16 protein-coding genes are annotated in these 18,533 nt (G+C 74.2%); 7 read left to right on the top strand and 9 right to left on the bottom strand.

Going from position 1 to position 18,533, the window contains the following annotated elements:
- Positions 1-2: 2 nt before the first annotated feature.
- The 4 genes from BKE41_RS22115 to BKE41_RS22100 all read right to left on the bottom strand — a co-directional run bounded on the left by BKE41_RS22115 (position 3) and on the right by BKE41_RS22100 (position 4,046).
- A complete protein-coding gene (locus BKE41_RS22115) occupies positions 3-1,271 on the bottom strand; it encodes an SfnB family sulfur acquisition oxidoreductase (RefSeq protein ID WP_029361047.1) in 1,269 nt (422 codons plus the stop codon).
- A 100-nt stretch (positions 1,272-1,371) separates the two neighbouring features.
- A complete protein-coding gene (locus tag BKE41_RS22110) occupies positions 1,372-2,025 on the bottom strand; it encodes a methionine ABC transporter permease (protein WP_012321147.1) in 654 nt (217 codons plus the stop codon).
- A gap of 66 nt (positions 2,026-2,091) precedes the next feature.
- Positions 2,092-3,246: an ATP-binding cassette domain-containing protein gene (locus BKE41_RS22105; RefSeq protein ID WP_012321146.1), complete on the bottom strand. Its 1,155-nt coding sequence runs from the start codon at positions 3,244-3,246 to the stop codon at positions 2,092-2,094.
- Positions 3,246-4,046, bottom strand: coding sequence for a MetQ/NlpA family ABC transporter substrate-binding protein (locus BKE41_RS22100; protein WP_012321145.1), 801 nt, complete (start codon positions 4,044-4,046; stop codon positions 3,246-3,248). Before BKE41_RS22100 ends, BKE41_RS22105 begins: the two co-directional genes overlap by 1 nt.
- A 561-nt stretch (positions 4,047-4,607) precedes the next feature.
- Here BKE41_RS22100 and BKE41_RS22095 point away from each other — a divergent pair.
- From BKE41_RS22095 to BKE41_RS22065, 7 genes are all read left to right on the top strand, one after another.
- Positions 4,608-4,823 carry a hypothetical protein gene (locus BKE41_RS22095; protein ID WP_071000737.1) on the top strand — a complete coding sequence of 72 codons (216 nt, stop codon included), beginning with the start codon at positions 4,608-4,610 and terminating at the stop codon, positions 4,821-4,823.
- Positions 4,824-5,102: 279 nt separating this feature from the next.
- Entirely contained in the window at positions 5,103-6,326 is a 1,224-nt protein-coding gene (locus BKE41_RS22090; protein ID WP_029361051.1) for a metallophosphoesterase, read from the top strand.
- Positions 6,327-6,393: 67 nt separating this feature from the next.
- On the top strand, positions 6,394-7,662 hold the full coding sequence (locus BKE41_RS22085) for an arsenic transporter (RefSeq protein ID WP_029361052.1): 1,269 nt from the start codon (positions 6,394-6,396) through the stop codon (positions 7,660-7,662).
- A 34-nt stretch (positions 7,663-7,696) separates the two neighbouring features.
- Positions 7,697-8,656 carry a DMT family transporter gene (locus BKE41_RS22080; protein WP_071000116.1) on the top strand — a complete coding sequence of 320 codons (960 nt, stop codon included), beginning with the start codon at positions 7,697-7,699 and terminating at the stop codon, positions 8,654-8,656.
- A 12-nt stretch (positions 8,657-8,668) separates the two neighbouring features.
- Positions 8,669-10,066, top strand: a complete 1,398-nt coding sequence (locus BKE41_RS22075; protein ID WP_012321140.1) for a TAXI family TRAP transporter solute-binding subunit — start codon at positions 8,669-8,671, stop codon at positions 10,064-10,066.
- Between the two features lies 1 nt (position 10,067).
- Positions 10,068-11,474, top strand: a complete 1,407-nt coding sequence (locus BKE41_RS22070) for a CHASE3 domain-containing protein (protein ID WP_245295826.1) — start codon at positions 10,068-10,070, stop codon at positions 11,472-11,474.
- A 112-nt stretch (positions 11,475-11,586) separates the two neighbouring features.
- Positions 11,587-11,826 (top strand): hypothetical protein, encoded by a 240-nt coding sequence (locus BKE41_RS22065; RefSeq protein ID WP_012321138.1) that lies wholly within the window; start codon positions 11,587-11,589, stop codon positions 11,824-11,826.
- Positions 11,827-11,868: 42 nt separating this feature from the next.
- On the opposite strand, the gene BKE41_RS22060 is transcribed toward BKE41_RS22065, so the two are convergent.
- From BKE41_RS22060 to BKE41_RS22040, 5 genes are all read right to left on the bottom strand, one after another.
- Entirely contained in the window at positions 11,869-12,186 is a 318-nt protein-coding gene (locus tag BKE41_RS22060) for a sulfite:cytochrome C oxidoreductase subunit B (protein WP_071000115.1), read from the bottom strand.
- A 23-nt stretch (positions 12,187-12,209) separates the two neighbouring features.
- Complete coding sequence (locus BKE41_RS22055) at positions 12,210-13,418, bottom strand: molybdopterin-dependent oxidoreductase (protein ID WP_012321136.1); 1,209 nt, start codon at positions 13,416-13,418, stop codon at positions 12,210-12,212.
- Between the two features lie 98 nt (positions 13,419-13,516).
- Complete coding sequence (locus BKE41_RS22050; RefSeq protein ID WP_071000114.1) at positions 13,517-14,494, bottom strand: NAD(P)-dependent oxidoreductase; 978 nt, start codon at positions 14,492-14,494, stop codon at positions 13,517-13,519.
- Between the two features lie 88 nt (positions 14,495-14,582).
- Entirely contained in the window at positions 14,583-17,081 is a 2,499-nt protein-coding gene (locus BKE41_RS22045; RefSeq protein WP_029361435.1) for an EAL domain-containing protein, read from the bottom strand.
- On the bottom strand, positions 17,071-18,492 hold the full coding sequence (locus BKE41_RS22040; RefSeq protein WP_029361436.1) for a cytochrome P450: 1,422 nt from the start codon (positions 18,490-18,492) through the stop codon (positions 17,071-17,073). The genes BKE41_RS22045 and BKE41_RS22040 overlap by 11 nt, the downstream gene beginning before the upstream one ends.
- Positions 18,493-18,533: the final 41 nt, after the last annotated feature.

Raw genomic sequence — 18,533 nt, 5'->3', positions numbered from 1 at the left:
CCTCAGTTCCACTGGTGCCGGGCGGGCAGCACGCCGTTCAGGGCGTGGTTGCCGAGGAGGTGGTACTTCCACCGGACCGGGTCGTGCAGGGTGTGGACCCGGGCGTCGCGCCAGTACCGGCCGAGATTGTACCCGTCGCGGGTCGCCGAGGCGCCGGCGAGCTCGAGCAGCCGCTCGGAGGCCTCCAGGGCCGCCTCGGTGGTCAGGATCTTGGCCTGCGCCACCGCCACCGAGGCCTCGGCCGCGCTCTGGGCGGTGACGGGGGCCGCGGCGATCCGGTCGAGCGCCCTTCCGGCCCGCGCCAGGACCTCCTCGGCGGCGTGCAGGTCGACGGTGAGCCGCCCGATCTCGCCGAGGATGTGGGGATCCTCCGCGACGGTCTCGGCGGTGAAGGGATAGGGCCGGGTCCGGGTGCGCAGGAAGTCGAGGGCGGCGGCGGCCGCGCCCCGGGCGAGCCCGGCGTCGATCGCCGCGTGGATCAGCTGCGAGACCGGCCCGAACAGGCCCGGGCGCCCGGCCAGGGGCGCGAGGTCGATCGTCAGATCCGCCTCGACCGGGGCCTGCGCGAAGATCACGGTGCCGCTCGCCGTGGTGCGCTGGCCGAAGCCCTGCCAGTCGTCCGCCACCCGCACGCCGGGGGCGTCCCGGCGCACGAAGACCAGGAGCGGGCCCCCGTCGGGGCCGACCGCCCGGGTCGGGATCCAGTGGGCGAAGAGCGCGCCCGTGGAGTAGAAGCGCGTGCCGCTGAGCCGCGGGCCCTCCGGCCCGGCGGTCAGCCGCGTGTCCACGTTGGTGATGGCCTTGCCGTTGCGGGCGGGGCCGGCATTGCCGATCCGGTGGCCGGCGAGCACGTCGCGGTAGATCCGCGCCTGCTGGGCGGGGCTGGCGGCGGCCGCGACCAGCGCCAGGACGCCGAACTGGTTCTGGGGGATCTGCGCCGCCGAGCCGTCGGCGGCGGCGAGGATCGCGAAGACCTCCGCGAGCGTCGCGTGCGAGACCCCGGCGCCGCCATGGGCGCGCGGCACCGTGATGCCGCCGAGCCCGCTCTCCGTGAAGGCCGCGATCTCCGCCCAGGGCAGGCGCCGGTCCCGGTCGCGCTCGGCCGCGCCCGCCGCGAAGACCCGGGCCACGGCCCGCGCGGCCGCGAGCGCCTCGGCGTCCGAGCGGATCCGGTGCGGCGGCGACGGCGGCGGGGGCAGCGGTGGGGGCAGCGGCGGGGTCAGCGGCTCGGCCGCCCCGTCGGCGGCGGATTCGTCCACGTTCAGGCTCATGTGTGCAGGCTCACGGGTTCAGCCTCACGGATTCGGCCTCAGGGATGCGGCCTCACGGTCGGACCGCCGCGAGCCGGGCGCGGGCCGGGGCGCGGGGCCGTCAGCGGGCCCGGAGCCGCCGCACCGCGGTGTCGCCCGCGAACTGGACCACGCACACGAGGGCGATCAGGATCGCGATCACCACCACCATCACGGTGGTGTCGAAGCGCTGGTAGCCGTACCGGATCGCGACGTCCCCGAGGCCGCCCGCGCCCACCGCGCCGGCCATCGCGGAGGCGCCGATCATCGCCACCACCGTGATGGTGAAGCCGGCCACGATGCCCGGCAGCGCCTCAGGCAGGAGCACGTGGGCGAGGATGTGCCGGCGCCGGCAGCCGATGGACTGGGCGGCCTCGATCAGGCCGGCATCCACCTCCCGCAGCGACACCTCGGCGATCCGGGCGAAGAACGGGGTCGCGCTCACCGAGAGCGGCACGATCGCCGCCCAGACGCCGATCGTGGTGCCGGCCACCAGCCGGGTGAACGGGATCAGCGCCACCAGCAGCACGATGAAGGGCACGGCCCGGAAGCCGTTGACCACGGTCCCGACCACCCGGTTGGCCACCGGCGCCGGGAAGATGCCGCCGGGCCCGGAGGTGACGAGGAACAGCGCCAGGGGAATACCGGCGAGCACGGCGATCCCGGCCGAGACCCCGACCATGAGCGCGGTGTCGAGGAAGGCCTGCCAGAGGCGCTCGATCATCTGCGGTGACATGGCGGGTCTCCGGGTTCGGGGTGCGGGGCGGTCGGGGTATCGGGTGGAGAGCGGTGCCGCATCGCCTCACCCCACCGCCGCGTCGGCGGGGACGTAGCCGACCCGCTCCACGTCGTCGCCGAGCGCCCGCAGCCGCGCCTCCGCGCCCGGATCCTCGGCCGGGACGGCCACCAGCATCCGGCCGACCGCGTGGCCCTGGATCCGCTCGATGCCCGCCTGGAGCAGCCGCACCGGCGCCCCGGCCCCCGCGAGGCCCGCGAGGTCGAGCGCGGCCCGGCCCGAGCAGGTGATCCGCAGGATCGCCCAGCCGCCCGGCGCGGGCAGCGACTGCAGCCGGGCCGCCAGATCCGGCGGCAGGCCGCGGGTCAGGGGTTCGAGCAGCGCCCGCGTGGTCGGGTGCTCGGGCGCCCCGAAGACGCGCCAGACCGGCCCGGTCTCGACGACCCGGCCGCCCTCCAGCACCACCACGTCGCTGCAGATCTCGCGGATCACGCTCATCTCGTGGGTGATCAGGATGATGGTGATCCCGAGCCGCCGGTTGATGTCGCGCAGCAGGTCGAGGATCGCCAGCGTCGTCTCCGGGTCGAGGGCGGAGGTCGCCTCGTCGCAGAGCAGGATCTCCGGATCGCTCACGAGCGCCCGGGCGATGCCGACCCGCTGCTTCTGGCCGCCGGAGAGCCGCGACGGGTAGGTGTCGGCCTTGTCCTCCAGGCCGACGAGGCGCAGGGCCTCCGCGACCCGCGGGCCGATCGCGCGCCGGGGGACCCCCGCGACCGTCAGCGGCAGCGCCACGTTCTGCCGGACGGTCTTGGCCGCCAGCAGGTTGAAGTGCTGGAAGATCATGCCGATGCGCCGGCGCAGGGCCACGAGCCCGTCGGTGTCGAGGGCGTCGATCGGGGCGCCGTCGACCAGGACCCGGCCCGAGGTCGGCGCCTCCAGCCGGTTGACCGTGCGCAGGAGGCTCGACTTGCCCGCCCCCGAGCGGCCGATGATGCCGAAGATCGCGCCGGCGGGGATCGCGAGGTCCACCCGGTCGAGCGCCGGCACCGGCCCGGCGGCGGAGCGGTAGGTCTTCGAGACGGACTCGAACCGCACCGTCCCGGCCTCCCGGCCGGGCGCGGCGGCAGGGGCCCGGGCGGCGGTCGCCGCGCCCGGGCCTACCCGTCCGGCCGCGGCCGGCGTGCCCGGATCGCGCAGGCTGTCGAAGATCAGGCCGACCATCAGTTCTGCCAAGCCAGCAGGTAGAGCTTGTCGCTGTTGGCGAAGGACTTGCGGATCTGCTGTTTCACGGCCTCCGAGTTCTGGAAGAGCGTCACGAATTTCCGGATCACGGGGTCCTCCTTGCGGGCGGCCTTGGTGACGAAGCTCACGGCGAAGCGCCGGTCCTCGATACCGGAATAGATCAATCCGCTGGTCGGGTCGAAACTGCCGGCCGCCACGATGAAGTGCGGGTAGCCGAGGGCGAGGTCGACGTCGCCGGTGATCCGCGCCAGCTGCGGCCCCTCGACCTCGGTGAAGCGCAGTGTCTTCGGGTTCTCGACGACGTCGTCGAGGGTGCCGAGGAAGCCGACACCGTCCTTCAGCTTGATCAGCCCGGCCTTCTGGAGGAGCAGCAGGCCGCGGCCCTGGTTCACCGGGTCGTTGGCGATCGCCACCGTGCCGCCCACCGGGATCTGGTCGAAGCCCTTATGCTTCAGGGAGTACAGGCCGATATTGGACAGGATCCCGAGCCCGACGATGTCGAACGCGTAGCCCTTCTGCTTGGCGGCATTCTCCATGAAGGGGCGGTGCTGGAAGAAGTTCACGTCGATGTCGCCGGCATCGAGGGCGACGTTGGGCGTCGTCCAGTCGCTGAACTCGACCACCTTCACGTCGAGGCCCTCGGCCTTGGCCTCCCGGGCCGCCACCGTCACGGCGTCGCCGTAGGCGCCGGGCACGACGCCGATCCTGAGGGTCTCCGCCCCGGCCGGCAGGGCGCCGAGGCTGAGCGCCGCGACGGCGAGGAGACGCAGGAACTTCATCGGGCGGGACTCTGGCGGGAATGGGCGGGGGCAAGTCCGGCGGTCGGGCCGTGACGGATCGCTCCGCATCCGAAGGCAAGATCGGGAAGCATGCGGGAACTATCCATCAGGTCGACAGGCGCCGTCTCACGCGGAGGATCGTCTCGCGTCAGGTTTAGATCAGCCCGACCCGCCCCGAAATTCCAAAGATCTTCGCTCGACGACACGAACGATCTCCCGATTCCCCCGAACCGGAGATGCGAATGCTGCGCGCTCCGCGAGGCGCCGTTCCGGCCCCGTCGCGCGGGGCGTCCGGTCGCGGGGACGCGGCGCCCGGCCGGGTCTCGGGCGGGCGAGCGGGCGGCCGAATACAGGTCGGTCCCGCACGCGGGGCACCGGAACACGCCTTGTCGGACCGGGTTGAACCTGCGATTATCCAGTCATCGCAACGGCTTAGTGAAGATCATGCTCTTCCGCGAGCACTCCGCGAACGAAACCTTCTCCGACGGCCGCGATCCCGGGGATGAGCCTTCCCGGATCGGGGAGATACCCCGCGGCCCGGTCCCCGCGGCTCGGTCCGGCATGGCCGACCCGGCCGACCCGGCCGTCGCGCCGGGCGACGAGGTGGTCTTCGACCGGCTCGACCTCGCCGAGATCCTCGGGATCTGGCGCCATGCCCGCGGCCGGGTCGTGGGGCTCCACCGCCCGTGGGGCGCGGCCGCCACCGTGGACGTGAAGTTCGAGGGGCACGAGACCCTGGAACGCTACCTGCCGGACCTGTTCCGGCGCGCGCACTGAGCGGCGGGTTCACCGGCTGACAGCGCCGGGCACTGTCGGCTGAGACGACATCGAGTGTCTGCTTTCACGACACTTCCGATCGACCGGCCGCGGATCGGGCCGGCGCTCACGAAAATGTAGGGTCCCGCCGGCGCGCGCCCGCCCCCGGGGCTGGAACCCCGCCGTCTCCGAAACGTCGGGCCGGTCGCGAGCGCCGCGGCCGATTCCCGGCCGGGGTGGACGAGCCTGTCCGGGGGGCACGATGGCTCAGGGCAATCATAGACCGCGCGCGGGCGCGCCATGACGGCGAGCCACGGCGTGTTCGCCTTCGCGCATATCGGCGACCTCCACCTGGAGCGGGCCTCCGATCCCCACGCTGCCGACCTGCGGGCGATGCTCGCGGAGGTGGCGGGGCTGCACGGCCGCGGCCTCGTCGACTTCGCCTACCTGCCCGGCGACCTCGCCGAGGACGGCCGGGCGGAGCAGTACGCGGTCCTGCGCGAGGCCCTGGACCGGCACCCGGACCTGCCGGTGCGCCTGATCGCCGGCGACCACGACCGCCAGCACGGCACGATGGCGGATTTCGACGCCCTGTTCGCCGCGGTGGCGGGCAGCCCGCGCGGCGGCGGCCACGCGGCGCGGCGCCACGACCTGCCGCGCCCGCGCGACCCCGTCTCCGTGACGCACTACTACTTCGCCGAGACCTGGGCGGGCGTGCGCTGCCTGTTCCTCGACATGGTCAGCCCCGGCTACGGCCAGAAGGGCTTCGGCCTCGACTTCCGCCTCGGCCCCTGCCAGCTCGCGTGGCTCGGCGAGGAGCTGGCCCGGGCCGGGCGGGAGGGCCTGCCCTGCGCGGTCTTCGCCCACACCTATCCGGACGATCTCCGCGTGCCCGACGAGCGGGCGGCGCTCGCCGGCCTGATCCGCCATCACGGCGTGCGCCTCGTCGAGATGGGCCACACCCACTACAACGAGCTCGCCCCGGACGGGCGCACCCTCTACGCCGCGGCCCGCTCGGTCGGCCAGAACGAGGACGGCTCGGTCGGCTACGCGGTCGCGGCGATCGACGGTCCGGTGACGAGCTGGCGGTTCAAGCCCCTCGACCGGGCGCTGCCCTTCGTGATGATCACGAGCCCCGCCGACCGGCGCCTCGCCACGGCGCCCCTCGACGCCGCCGACGGCGCGATCTCGGTGCGCGCGCTCGTGCTGTCGGACCGGCCGCGGGCCGCGTGGCGCTGTCACCTGCGCGTCGATGGCGGCCCGGCCCACCCGATGGTGCCGGACGGCCCCCGGACGGTCCATGCCCGCATCCCCTGGCGCGACGGCGCGCGCCGCCTCGCCGTCACGGTCGCGGACGGCACCGGCCGCACCGACACCGAGGTGATCGAGCCGGTGGGCCGCAGCTTCGTCCCGCCGCCGGCCCCCGACCGCCCCGGCAGCGACGCGTCCCGGCTGCCCGCCTGGCCGCAGAAGGGGCTCCGGGGCGACCAGCTCGGGCCGAACCGCAACGGCCGGGACTGGTAGCCGGTCCCGACCGAATCGCGGCACACCGCACCGCACGATCCACCCCACCAGAGGACCACCGCAACCGATGGGCGCGCTGACGCTGACCCCCAACATCGCGACCTGGACGATCGCCGCCCTCGCGACCCTCGGCGTCATCCTGCGGCCGTTCTCGTGGCCGGAGGCGATCTGGGCCGTGCTCGGCGCGGGCGCCCTCGTGGCCCTCGGGCTGCTCGCCCCGGCCACCGCCTGGGACGGCGTCCTGAAGGGGACCGACGTCTACCTGTTCCTCGTCGGCATGATGCTGATGTCGGAGGTCGCCCGGAAGGAGGGCCTGTTCGACTGGCTCGCGTCGATCGCCGTGCGCGCCGCCAGGGGCTCGGCGACCCGGCTGTTCACCCTCGTGTACCTCGTCGGCACCGCCGTCACGGTGTTCCTGTCGAACGACGCCTGCGCGGTGGTGCTCACGCCCGCCGTCTACGCGGCCACCAAGGCCGCCAAGGTGGAGAACCCCCTCCCCTACCTGTTCATCTGCGCCTTCATCGCCAACGCGGCGAGCTTCGTGCTGCCGATCTCGAACCCGGCCAACCTCGTGGTCTTCGCCGAGCACATGCCGCCGCTGGTGCGCTGGCTCGGCCTGTTCGCCCTGCCCTCGCTGCTGGCCATCGCGACGACCTACGCGGTGCTGCGGCTGACCCAGGCGAAGACCCTGCGCGGGCAGCAGGTCGCGACCGACGTCGAGGCCGTGGCGCTGTCCCGCACCGGCCTCGTGGCGGGGATCGGCATCGTGGCGACCGGCGGCGTGCTGATCGCCGCCTCGGCGCTCGGCCTCGACCTCGGCCTGCCGACCTTCGTGGCCGGCCTCGCCACCACGGTCGTCGTGCTGCTGCTCAAGCGCGGCGGCCTCGTCGAGGTGGCCAAGGACGTGTCGTGGAGCGTGCTGCCGCTGGTGGCCGGGCTGTTCGTCCTGGTGGAGGCGCTGGAGAAGACCGGCGTGCTCGCCATGCTGGCGGACCTGCTCAAGGGCTACGCCCACGCCGCCCCGGAGGCCACCGCCTGGGGGGCGGGCGGCCTGGTCGCGGTGCTGTGCAACCTCGTCAACAACCTGCCGGCCGGGCTGATCGCGGGCGCCGCCGTGCAGACCGCCCACGTGCCCGAGAAGGTCGCGGGCGCGATCCTGATCGGCGTCGACCTCGGGCCGAACCTGTCGGTGACGGGCTCGCTCGCCACGATCCTCTGGCTCACCGCCATCCGCCGCGAGGGCCAGGATGTCGGCGCCTGGACCTTCCTCAAGCTCGGCCTGCTGGTGATGCCGCCGGCCCTCGCGCTGGCGCTCGCCGGCCTGCTCCTCGTCTGACCCTCCCTCCCCGCCAACCCGAAGGTCCGCGCGCGTGACGGCTGCCCTCCTCTATCCCTTCATCCTGGTGGCGGGCGCGCTGCAGGCGATCGGCAACGCCATGAACGCGCAGCTGCGCGGCCGCATGGTCAATCCGTGGCTCGCCGCGACGGTGTCGTTCCTGCCGATCGTCTTCGTGTTCACGACCCTGTTCCTCACCATGCCGACGCCGCTGCCGAGCCTCGACTCCTTGAGCAAGATGCCCTGGTACGCGCCGCTCGGCGGCCTGGCCGGCGCGGTCGCGGTGTTCGGCGGGCTCGCCTTCATCGACAAGGTCGGCGCCGGGCCGTTCAACGGCCTGACGCTCACCGCCAACATCCTCACCTCCCTGGCCATGGACGCGCTCGGCCTGTTCGGCCTGCAGGCCGCGGGTTTCAAGCCGATGCCCTGGCTCGGCGGCCTGCTGATGGCGGTGGGCGTGACCTTCATCGCGCGCTCGGGCGGCAAGAGCGACGGCGGCGAGGGGCAGGGTGAGGGGCACGGCGAGGGGCACGGCGAGGGGCACGGGATGTCGGGCAAGCTGCTCTACCCGTTCATCCTCGTGGCCGGCGCCCTGATGGCGATCGGCGTGGTCTGGAACGCGCAGCTCCGCGGCGCCCTGGAGAACCCCTGGCTCGCCGCGACGGTCTCCTTCGTCCCGGTCGTGTTCGTGTTCGCGCTGATGTTCCTGCTGCGGCCGTCGCCGCTGCCGACCCGGGACGACGTCGCGGGCGTCCGCTGGTGGATGCCGCTGGCCGGCCTCACCGGGGCGGTGGCGGTCTTCGCCGGGCTGCTCTTCGTCGACAAGGTCGGGGCCGGCGCCTTCAACGGCCTGCTGATCACCGCGAACCTCCTGACCTCGGTGGCACTCGACCATTTCGGCTGGTTCGGCATGAAGCGGGTCAATGCCGGGCCGCCGCGCCTGATCGGCGCCGCCCTGATGGTCGGCGGCATCGTGCTGATCTCGCTGTTCTGAGCGCCCGGGCCGATGGCGACCCTCCCCGCCTGGATCCTGCGCCGGGAGACCCTGCTCCTGGCCGGGGCCGCCCTCCTGGGCGCGGGCGGGGTCGCGGCCTGGGTCCTGCTCCAGGCGACGGTCCTGACCATCGCGGTCGCGCCGCGCGACGGCACCGAGCCCGGCCTGATCAAGGCCTACGCGGACGCGCTCGACGCCGCGCACGAGAAGGTCCGGCTGAGGATCCTGTCCTTCGACGACGTGCGCGAGAGCGCCGCCGCCCTGCAGGACGGGCGGGCCGACCTCGCGGTGGTCCGCCCCGACGTGCTGCTCCCGACCAACGGCCTGACCCTGGCGATCCTGCGCGACCAGGCGATGGTCATCGCCTCGCCCGAGCAGGCCGGGATCACCAGCTTCCCGAAGCTCGCCGGCAAGCGGCTCGGCATCGCGGCGCACCGGGACGCCGATCTCTGGCTGCTCCGGAATCTCCTCGGCTATTACGGGCTCACCCTGGAGGAGGCCGCCGGCCCGGCCCGGGACTCGGCGGTCCTGCTGGTCCCGGTCGACCAGGAGGCGGTGGCCGCCGCCTTCCGCGAGCGGCGGATCGACGCCTTCGTCAGCATCATCGCGCCCTCGGCACCCAAGGCGCTGGCCCTGGTCTCGGCCGTGCAGGGCGTCGCCCGCGGCGGCAAGGTGGCGTTCGTCGCCGTGGAGGATGACGGCGCCGTGATCGAGCGCTTCCCGCGGCTCCAGGCGGTCACGGTCCCGGGCGGCCTGTTCGGCGGCCGGCCGAAGCTGCCGGCCGACGACGTGAAGACGGTGGGCGCCTCGTACCGGCTGATGGCCCGCGCCTCCCTGAGCCGGGTCGTGGCAGCCGACGTGACCCAGCAGCTCTTCGAGAAGCGCACCGCCGCCGCGCAGGCGACGGACGCCGCCGAGTACGTCCAGGCCCCGGCCTACGACACGACCGTGGCGGCCACCAGCGCCCGGATCCCGATCCATCCGGGGGCGATCGACTACTACGAGCGCGACCAGCACGGCTTCATCGAGCGCTACGGCGACACGCTCTACCTCCTCGGCGCGCTGGCGGGCGGGCTCGTCTCGGTGCTGGCCTGGATCCGGCAGCGCCTCGCCGGCCTGCGCCGCGAGCGCATCGACGAGATCATGGACCGGCTCCTGGAGATCGCCGGGCAGGCCCGGGCGCTGCGCGACCCGGCGGCGATCGAGGCGCTCACCGTCGAGGTCGACGCGCTGGCCATGGACGTGGTGCGCTACGCCCGGGCGCGGGAGCCGGACACCCGGACCATGTCGGCGGCGTCCGTCGCCATCGACACGGCGCGGGCGACCATCGCGGATTGCCGGGCGCGGGCGGCCGGGGACGGGGGGCGGACCGGGCGCGCCGTCCGGCTGCACGGCGCGGGCGGGGCCTGACATGTCCGCTCCAGCCACCGCGCCCGCAGCGGACGGGAGCGAGGCCGCGACGCGTGCCTCCGTCCGGGCACGCGTCGCGGCGCGGGTGCAGCGGTCCCTGCGCTCGCGCACCGTGGCGTGGATGACGGTGGGCCTCGCCACGATCCTGGTGATGACCGCCATCGCGCTGGGCGCCTTCGTGTACCAGCAGCGCGGCGTCGACGCCGTGCGCCACACCGTGGCGGTGGACGGGCGCCTCGCCCGGGTGCTGTCGGCGGTGCAGGACGCCGAGACCGGCCAGCGCGGCTACCTGCTCACCGGCGACGCGGCCTTCCTGATGCCCTTCACCGAGGGGCGGGTGAACGTCGACCGGCAGCTCGACCTCCTGCGCGACCTCGTCCAGGACGATCCCGACCAGCGGGGCGAGCTCGACACCCTGGCCGGGCTGATCCGCCGGAAACTCGACGAGCTCGGCGCCAGCGTCGCCCTCATGCGCGCCGGCGACGGCGCCGCGGCCCGCGCCTCCGTGGCGGACGGGCGCGGCAAGCAGGTGATGGACGCGATCCGCGACCGCGTGCGCCGCATGGAGGCGCACGAGGCGGACCGGATGGAGCGGCGGCAGGCGACGGTGTCGCGGATCGCCCTGGCCATCTGGGTCATGGTCGGCGCCCTCGCCGTCCTGTTCGTGCTGTTCGCCGCCTCGGCCCTGCGGGAGGCGACCCGGCGCAACCGGCTGTCGCGGTTCCTGCCGCAGGAGCTGGTCCTGCGTCTCGCCGACGGCGACGGCAGCCTGAAGGCCGGCCGCCGGCAGCAGGCCGCCATCGTGTTCGTCGACATGCGCGGCTCGACCACCCTGGCCGAGAGCCTCGATCCGCACCGGCTCTCCGAGTTCCTGTCCGCCTTCCGGCGACGGGTGACGCGCCTCGCCCGCCTGCGGGGCGGGGTGGTCGACAAGTTCATCGGCGACGGTGCCCTGGTGGTGTTCGGCCTGCCCGAGCCGCGGCCCGACGATGCCGCCCGCGCCCTCGCCTTCGCCCAGGACCTCGTCGCGGTGATCGCCCGCTGGACCGACAGGAGCGGGCCCGCGCGGACCGTGCGCATCGGCGTCGGGGTGCATTACGGCGAGGTGTTCTGCGGGATCATCGGCGAGGCGGCGCGCTACGAGTTCACCGTGCTGGGCGACGCCGTCAACGTCGCCGCCCGCCTCGAGCAGGCGACCAAGCTCCACGGCGTCCCGATCCTGGTCTCGGAGGCCGCGCGCCGCGCCGCCGGGGCGCCGGCCGAGGCGTGGCGGGAAGTCAGCCGCGAGCCCCTGCGGGGACGCCGGGAGCGCATGGCCTACCACACGCCCGCCGATCCCGGATCGGCCGGATCCAACCCCCATCGGGAAGAAGATATCGCGTCCTCGGCGGTCGAAGCGGCTCTCTGAGAAGAACCTGTCTGTTACTGAGACCGGATGGAGAACAAGCATCTCCACGCGCGGCGAATTTCGAAAGACGCCTCCATTGCGAACGGGCCGGCCGAGCGCGACATTCGTCACCATGCGCAGCGCCTCCGAAAACCAGTCGCCGGCCTTCGATCCGTTCGGCGAGCCCGTCGCCGACGGCGTCGCCCGCGCCTGCCCGGCCGCCACGGCCGGCGACCGCACGGCGCGGCGGGTCGGCGGTGCGGTGTTCTGGACCCTCGCCCTGGCGATCCTGGCCGGGCGCGTCTACGCCTACGATCTTCCGGCCGTGCAGGCCGTCGCCTCGCACGCGGCCCAGGCGCTCGCGCTGCGCTGACGCGGCGGGATCGGGCGTCCGTTCGAGCCGCCCGTCCGACCCTCAGTAGGTTCTGGCCAGATAGGCGGCGATCGCGCCGGCGTCGGCCTGCTCGATCGGGGCGTGGTAGGCCTTGATCATCTTGGCCACCTCGGCATCCCAGAAGGCTTTCCCGCGCCCGGGCGGCTGCGTGGCGATGTAGTCGACCGAGTGGCAGGTCTGGCAATTGGCCTGCGCCGCCTCGTAGCCCGCGGTCAGGCCCCCGTCCGTCGGGGGCCGCAGCTGCGCGGTCGGGTCCGGAAGCGTGTAGGTCCGCGGCGCCGCCCGGGCCGCGCCGGCCGTCAGACCCGCGATCACCGCGCCGAGCACGAGCGCCCGCATCCCGTTGGTCCTCCCGTTCGCGCTCACGCCGCCCGCACCCGGGTGGTCTCGACGCCGTTGCGCATGTAGCCGGACGGGTTCCAGCGCGACGTCGTCGGCTGGGTGCTGCCGTCGTTGGCGGTGGCCCGCACCCGGATCGCGTGGGCGCCGGGCGTGAGCGCGGTCGCGAGCGACCAGGTCCGGAACGCGTAGGGGCCGAGATCCCCGCCCAGCGCGGCCCGAGTCCAGGTGGCGCCGTCGTCGGTCGAGACCGCGACCTCCCTGATGCCCGAGCCGCCGTCGAAGGCGATGCCGCGCAGGGCGACCGGACCGGCCTTCACCTGCGCGCCGTCGGTCAGATTCGTCAGGAACGACCGGACATTGAGGCGCCCGATCGGCACCGTGGCGGCGGCCGCCTGACCGGGCTCGGTGCAGGCGCAGGCATTGTCGGGGATGCGGTAGGCGGTCTTCATGAAGAAGCCCTCGAAGGGCTTGTCCAGCACCGTGACCGTGTCGAGGTGCTTGACCCAGTAGGTCCCGTAATAGCCGGGCACGACGAGGCGGAGCGGGTAGCCGTTGAGCCATGGCAGATCCGCGCCGTTCATGCCCCAGGCGAGCAGCACCTGCCCGTCGCCGGCCTGGTCGAGGGTCAGCGCCTTGGCGAAGTCCGGCGTCTCCGGCAGGACCGGGCGGTCGAGCCCGTTGAAGGCGACCTGCACGGCCCCGGCCTTCACGCCGGCCCGATCCAGCACGGTCCTCAGCGGCACGCCGGTCCAGCGGGCGCAGCCCATGGCGCCGTTGGCGAGCTGGCCGCCGGCCATGCGCGGCTCGAAGAAGCCGCGGGAATTGCCCGAGCACTGGTTGACCGCGACGATCTCGGTCCCGCCGGGCAGCGCCTTCAGCTCCGCGAGGCTGAACGAGGCCGGCCGCTCGACGTGGCCGCCGACGTTCAGCCGGAACGCCTCGGGATCGATCTCCAGGGGGATGTCGGCGAGGTGGTAGCGGACGAAGAAGGCGTCGTTCGGCGTGATCGCGCCCGCGTCGAAGACCGCGAACGGCGTCTCCAGCTGGGGCGGCCGGGCGGTGGTCTGCAGCAGCGGCCGCTTGCCCGGATAGGCCACGAGCGGGCGCTCGCCGTTGCCGAAGGGCAGCTGCGCCGCCTCGTCGGCGCGGGCCGGCCGCAGGCCGCTTCCCGCCGCCAGGGCGCCGAGGGCGGCGCTCTTCAGGAAGGCCCGCCGTGCCGGATCGGTCATCCTCTGCTCCTTCCCGGCCCGCACCGGACGTCCCGGTCCCCGCGAGGCCGGCTCCCGTGGATAGCCCGCTCCGGCCGAAAGGCCCAGATCCCCCGCATTCAGCGCCCCGTGAGGTGGCGGCGCACGGCCGCGGCGGTGACGGCGGAGACGCGCACGTTCGATTCCCGGGTCACGCCGGCGATGTGGGGCGTCAGGATCAGGTTGGGCACGCCCGCGAACACGGCGCCGGCGGCCGCGTCGAGGGGCTCGCGCTCGAACACGTCGAGCGCCGCGCCGCCGAGATGGCCGGAGCGCAGCGCGGCGGCCACGGCCGCCTCGTCCACGATGCCGCCCCGGGCGGCGTTGATCAGGATCGCGCCCGTCGGCATCCGCGCCAGCGCCGCCGCGTCGATCAGGCCGCGGGTCGCGTCGGTGAGCGGCACGTGCAGCGAGAGCACGTCGCTGCCGGCGATCAGCGCGTCGAGGGCGGTCCGTTCCACCGGGCCCGAGGCCGGGGTCCAGGTCTGGGTCCAGGTCTGGGTCCAAGTCTGGGTCCAGGCCGGGTCGTCCGCGGCCACGAACGGGTCGTGGGCGGCGACCGCCATGCCGAGCGCCGCCGCCCGCCGGGCGGTCTCGCGGGCGATCGCGCCGAAGCCCACGAGGCCGAGGCGCTTGCCGGCGATCTCGCGGCCCATCAGGGCGTTGCGCGGCCACGCGCCGGCGGCGACGGCGGCGCTCGCCCCGTAGGCGCCGCGCAGGAGCAGCAGCGCGGAGGCGATGACGTACTCGGCGACCGCGCCGTCGTTGGCGCCGGTGGCCGGGTAGACCGCGATGCCGCGCGCCCGGCAGGCGGGGAGGTCGATGTTGTCGAGGCCGACGCCGAGGCGGCCGACGACCGTGAGGTCGCGGGCGGCGTCGAGCAGGGCGCCGCGGACCTGCGTCCGGTTGCGCACGATCAGGGCGTCGGCCCGGGCGGCGGCGGCGGCGAGGTCCTCCGGCCGGTCGACGAGGCCGGGATCGTACACCACGTCGAGGCCGGCGAGCTCGGCCGCGATCGCGGCCTCGTCCATGAACTCGCTGATGACGACCTTGGGCATGGCGCGCCTCTGTCCCGGTTCCGCGTGGTCGTCCCCCGCTAGAGCCGTTGGCACCCGCGTGGCAACCCGGATCCCGGCCCTGCCGCCCTCAGGCGACCGCGCGGACGGCCCGCTCCGCCGGGAGCGCCGTCCGGGGCAGGCGCTCGATCAGGCCGGGGATCTCCTCGGGCGGCCGCGCCGGGCTGTACAGGAAGCCCTGCGCGCTGTTGCAGCGCCGCAGCCGCAGGAGCTCGGCCTGCTGCTCGGTCTCGACGCCCTCCACCGTGACGTCGATGCGCAGGTCGCGGGCGATGACCATGATCGCCTCGATCACCGTCAGGCATTCGGGGCGGCTGCTCAGGTCGCGCACGAAGGCGCGGTCGATCTTGATCTTGTCGACCGGGAACTGCGTCAGGTAGCTCAGCGAGGAGTAGCCCGTCCCGAAATCGTCGAGGGCGATCCGCACCCCGAGCGCCCGCAGGGCGCGGAGATTGTCCAGCACGTGCGGCGTGTTGGCCAGGAAGATCGACTCGGTGATCTCGATCTCGAGGCGCTCCGCCGCCAGGCCGGTCTCGCTCAGCACCGCCGCGACGTCGGCGAAGAAGTCGGGCCGGCGGAAATGGACCGACGAGATGTTGACGGCGACGCGCAGGCGCGCCGGCCAGGTCAGCGCCTCCGCGCAGGCCCGCCGCAGGGCCCAGCGCCCGATCGCGAGGATGAAGCCCGTTCCCTCGGCGATCGGGATCAGCTCGGCGGGCGAGACGGGGCCGAGACCGGGCCGGGTCCAGCGCAGCAGCGCCTCGCAGCCCACCACCTGGCCGTCCTGCAGGCCGACCAGCGGCTGGTAGTGCAGCGCCATCTCGCCGTCCGCGAGGGCCTGCCGCATCGCCTCGTCGAGTTCGTGCCGGCGCTGGACGCGCACCTCCAGGTCGCGGTCGAAGCCCCGCCAGCGCCCCTTGCCGCCCTGCTTGGCGCTGTAGAGCGCGAGGTCCGCCTTCCGGAGCAGGTCCTCGGGCTCGGTCGCGTCCGCGGGGGCGCAGGCGATCCCGACGCTGACGCCGATCTCCGCCCGGACGCCGTCGATGAGGTAGGGCTCGCGCAGGACCCCGATCGTGGCCTCGGCCAGGGCCCGCGCGGCCGCGCCGTCCCGGCCGCGCTGCAGGATCGCGAACTCGTCGCCGCCGAGGCGGAACGCCTGCGCGTCGGCCGGGAGCAGCGCGCGCAGGCGATCGGCGACCTGCCCCAGCAGGGCGTCGCCGGCGGCGTGGCCGATGCTGTCGTTGACGGTCTTGAAGCCGTCGAGGTCGAGGTAGAGCAGGCTGACCGTCGCGTCCGGAGCCTGTGGCGAGGTCTGCGCGGCGGCCGCGCAGACCTCGGACGCGACGTCGTGGAACATGACCCGGTTCGACAGCCCGGTCATCGGATCCCGGGTGGCCAGGTAGGCGATGTGCGCTTCCGCCCGTCGGGCCTCCGTCACGTCGGAGCCGACACCCCGGAAGCCCGCGAAGCGCCCCTTCTGATCGAGGAACGGCTTGCCGCTCAGCCGGAGCCAGCGCCGGCCGGCCGGCGTGTCGACGGCGATGAGGTGCTGGTGGAAGGCGACGCCCCGCCGGAGGCGGTCCAGCAGGTCGGCGCTCTGATCGGCCTCGGGGGAGATCTCGGGCGAGATCTCGGGGGAGCCCTTGGGCGAGGCCTCGGCCCGGCCGGCGAGCAGCGCCGGGAACGAGGCGTGCTGGAGTGTCCGCACCGGGCAGGCCAGCACGTCCGCCATCCGGGTGGAGACGTGCTGGAACCGCCCGGTCCCGTCCGTCTCCCACAGCCAGTCGCTGGCATTCGCCTCGAAGGCGTTGAGCAGCAGCCCGATCGTCTCGCTCTGGTCCCCGACCCGCACGCGGTCGAGGATGCGCTGGCGCGACAGGCGGCTCATGCGCCTCACGCTCGTCACCACGAAGATCGCGTAGACCGCGAGCAGGAAGCCGAGGCTGAGCGCGACCGGCTCCCCGGACCGGGCCAGCCCGACGAAGCTGCCGACGATGACCGGGACCGCGAACAGGTACGAGACCGACAGGAGCGGGCCGACCACGTAGGCGTCCGAGATCAGGCCGGTCACGATGGCGACGACGAGCAGCCGCGCGTCGCCGCCGGAGGGGGCGAACAGCACGACCGGCAGGGTCGCCCAGGCGAGGCCCAGGGCGAAGGCCAGGCCGGCGGAGATCCGGCAACCCCACCGGACGGTGGCGGCCGAGGCGGTGTCGCCGTGGGTGCGCCAGTAGAGCCAGGTCGCGTAGGTCGCCGCCGCGATCAGCACCGCGACCACGGCGAGCAGGCCGAGGAGGTAGGTGTGCGAGGCCGAGCCCCAGAAGAAGTACGCGACGGCCAGCGCGATGATCAGGTGCGTCACCGCCGAGTAGGTGGCGAGCTTCAGCGTCTCGTCGAGGAGCCCCGCGCGCACCTGCAGGCGGTAGCGGTTCGGCAGCGCGTCGTCGGCGTCGGGACCGCAGAGGCGGCCGAGCAGCGATGCCGCGCGGCCCGGCCAGGATCTCCGCCGCGCGGTCGGCTCGATCGCGCCGGGCGGGCCGGACGCGTCCGCGGTCATGTCAGGCGACATGGCCGGCCCCGGGGCGGGGCGCGACCCTCATCGTCAGGCCGCCCTTGGGCCGCAGGGTCACGCGGAACTGCGCCGCCGGCATCTCGGCCGTCACCGGCCGGAGGCGGAAGGCGGGCAGCAGCGTCGCCAGGATGACGAGGCACTCGGTCAGGGCGAGGCTCATACCGATGCAGACCCGCGGGCCGGCGCCGAACGGCAGGTAGGCGTAGCGGTCGCGCGCGGCGGCCCGCTCCGGCGCGAAGCGGTCCGGGTCGAACGCCTCCGGCCGGTCCCAGAGCAGCGCGTGCCGGTGCAGGGCGTAGACCGGCACGTGGACCGACTGCCCGGCCGGCACGACCGTGTCCCCGAGCCGGACCGGGGCCCGTGTCCGCCGCACGATCAGCGGCGCCGGCGGATAGAGGCGCATCACCTCGAGGAGCACCTGGCGGGTGTAGGGGAGCCGGTCCGCGGCCTCGGGATCGGCGGCGAGATCGTCGCCGAGGCGCGCCATCTCGGCGACGACGCGCCGCTCCACCTCCGGGTGCTCGGCCAGGACCCGGAAGGTCCAGGCCAGCGCCAGGGCCGTGGTCTCGTGGCCGGCGGACACGAAGGTCAGCAGGTTGTCGACGAGGCTCGCCTCGGGGAGCGGCGCCCCGGTCTCCGGATCCCGCGCCTGCAGCAGGAGGCCGAGGAGGTCGGAGCCGGGCTCGCCGCGGGCCCGGCGGCGCGCGATCGTGCGGGCGACCTCGCCGCGCAGGTAGCGCACCGCCTCCGCCCCGGCCCGGGCTCCCGGATGCGGGACCCAGCTCGGGGCCCGCAGCATCTCCAGGGCGATCTTCCAGCTGGTCTGGCCGAGATAGGCGTCCATCGCGGCCCCGAAGGGCTCGACCTCCAGATGCGGATCGCCCGAGACCATCGTGGCGACGATGACGTCGAAGGCGGTGCGCATCATCTCGCGCAGGATGTCCCGCTCGGCCCCGGCCGGGTCGGCGTCGCGCCAGCGCGCCCGCGTCGCGGCGGCGGCCCGGGCCATGGCCGGCACGAAGCTCCGGACCCGGTCCGGGCGGAACATCGGGATCGCGGTCCTGCGCTGGCGGCGCCAGTGGGCTCCGTCCGCGGTGAGGACCCCCGCGCCGAGGGCGGGGGCCAGCGCCCGCAGCATGAACGGCTCCCGCTCCAGCGCCTCGGCCTGGTCGACCATCAGGCTGCGGATGTGGCCGGGATCGCAGACGTAGGTGGTCCGCTGGCCGAGGAAGCGGGTCGTCACCAGCGGTTGTGTGTAGATCTGCCGCGGCCAGGCCTCGATCAGGCTGCCCAGCATCGTGACCAGCACGGATGGCAGCGCGACCGCCTCGGCCACGCCCTCTGCCACGGCCGCCGCGAACGGCGGCCGTCCCGGCGCGCAGACCCTGAACGTTCCGACAGCGGGCATACCGGCTCCCTCGCGGGACCAGATTCGTGGCTCAACGTTAA

The sequence above is a fragment of the Methylobacterium sp. C1 genome (assembly GCF_001854385.1).
GTDB classification, from domain to species: domain Bacteria; phylum Pseudomonadota; class Alphaproteobacteria; order Rhizobiales; family Beijerinckiaceae; genus Methylobacterium; species Methylobacterium radiotolerans.
This window is presented reverse-complemented; position numbering and strand designations above follow the sequence as displayed.

Bases quoted from the DNA above. Each gene is read 5' to 3' on its own strand.
- BKE41_RS22045 (WP_029361435.1), bottom strand. From the start codon at position 17,081: ATGTCGCCTGACATGACCGCGGACGCGTCCGGCCCGCCCGGCGCGATC.
- BKE41_RS22090 (WP_029361051.1), top strand. From the start codon at position 5,103: ATGACGGCGAGCCACGGCGTGTTCGCCTTCGCGCATATCGGCGACCTC.
- BKE41_RS22070 (WP_245295826.1), top strand. From the start codon at position 10,068: ATGTCCGCTCCAGCCACCGCGCCCGCAGCGGACGGGAGCGAGGCCGCG.
- BKE41_RS22050 (WP_071000114.1), bottom strand. From the start codon at position 14,494: ATGCCCAAGGTCGTCATCAGCGAGTTCATGGACGAGGCCGCGATCGCG.
- BKE41_RS22100 (WP_012321145.1), bottom strand. From the start codon at position 4,046: ATGAAGTTCCTGCGTCTCCTCGCCGTCGCGGCGCTCAGCCTCGGCGCC.
- BKE41_RS22065 (WP_012321138.1), top strand. From the start codon at position 11,587: ATGCGCAGCGCCTCCGAAAACCAGTCGCCGGCCTTCGATCCGTTCGGC.
- BKE41_RS22075 (WP_012321140.1), top strand. From the start codon at position 8,669: ATGGCGACCCTCCCCGCCTGGATCCTGCGCCGGGAGACCCTGCTCCTG.
- BKE41_RS22115 (WP_029361047.1), bottom strand. From the start codon at position 1,271: ATGAGCCTGAACGTGGACGAATCCGCCGCCGACGGGGCGGCCGAGCCG.
- BKE41_RS22060 (WP_071000115.1), bottom strand. From the start codon at position 12,186: ATGCGGGCGCTCGTGCTCGGCGCGGTGATCGCGGGTCTGACGGCCGGC.
- BKE41_RS22095 (WP_071000737.1), top strand. From the start codon at position 4,608: ATGGCCGACCCGGCCGACCCGGCCGTCGCGCCGGGCGACGAGGTGGTC.
- BKE41_RS22110 (WP_012321147.1), bottom strand. From the start codon at position 2,025: ATGTCACCGCAGATGATCGAGCGCCTCTGGCAGGCCTTCCTCGACACC.
- BKE41_RS22040 (WP_029361436.1), bottom strand. From the start codon at position 18,492: ATGCCCGCTGTCGGAACGTTCAGGGTCTGCGCGCCGGGACGGCCGCCG.
- BKE41_RS22085 (WP_029361052.1), top strand. From the start codon at position 6,394: ATGGGCGCGCTGACGCTGACCCCCAACATCGCGACCTGGACGATCGCC.
- BKE41_RS22105 (WP_012321146.1), bottom strand. From the start codon at position 3,246: ATGGTCGGCCTGATCTTCGACAGCCTGCGCGATCCGGGCACGCCGGCC.
- BKE41_RS22055 (WP_012321136.1), bottom strand. From the start codon at position 13,418: ATGACCGATCCGGCACGGCGGGCCTTCCTGAAGAGCGCCGCCCTCGGC.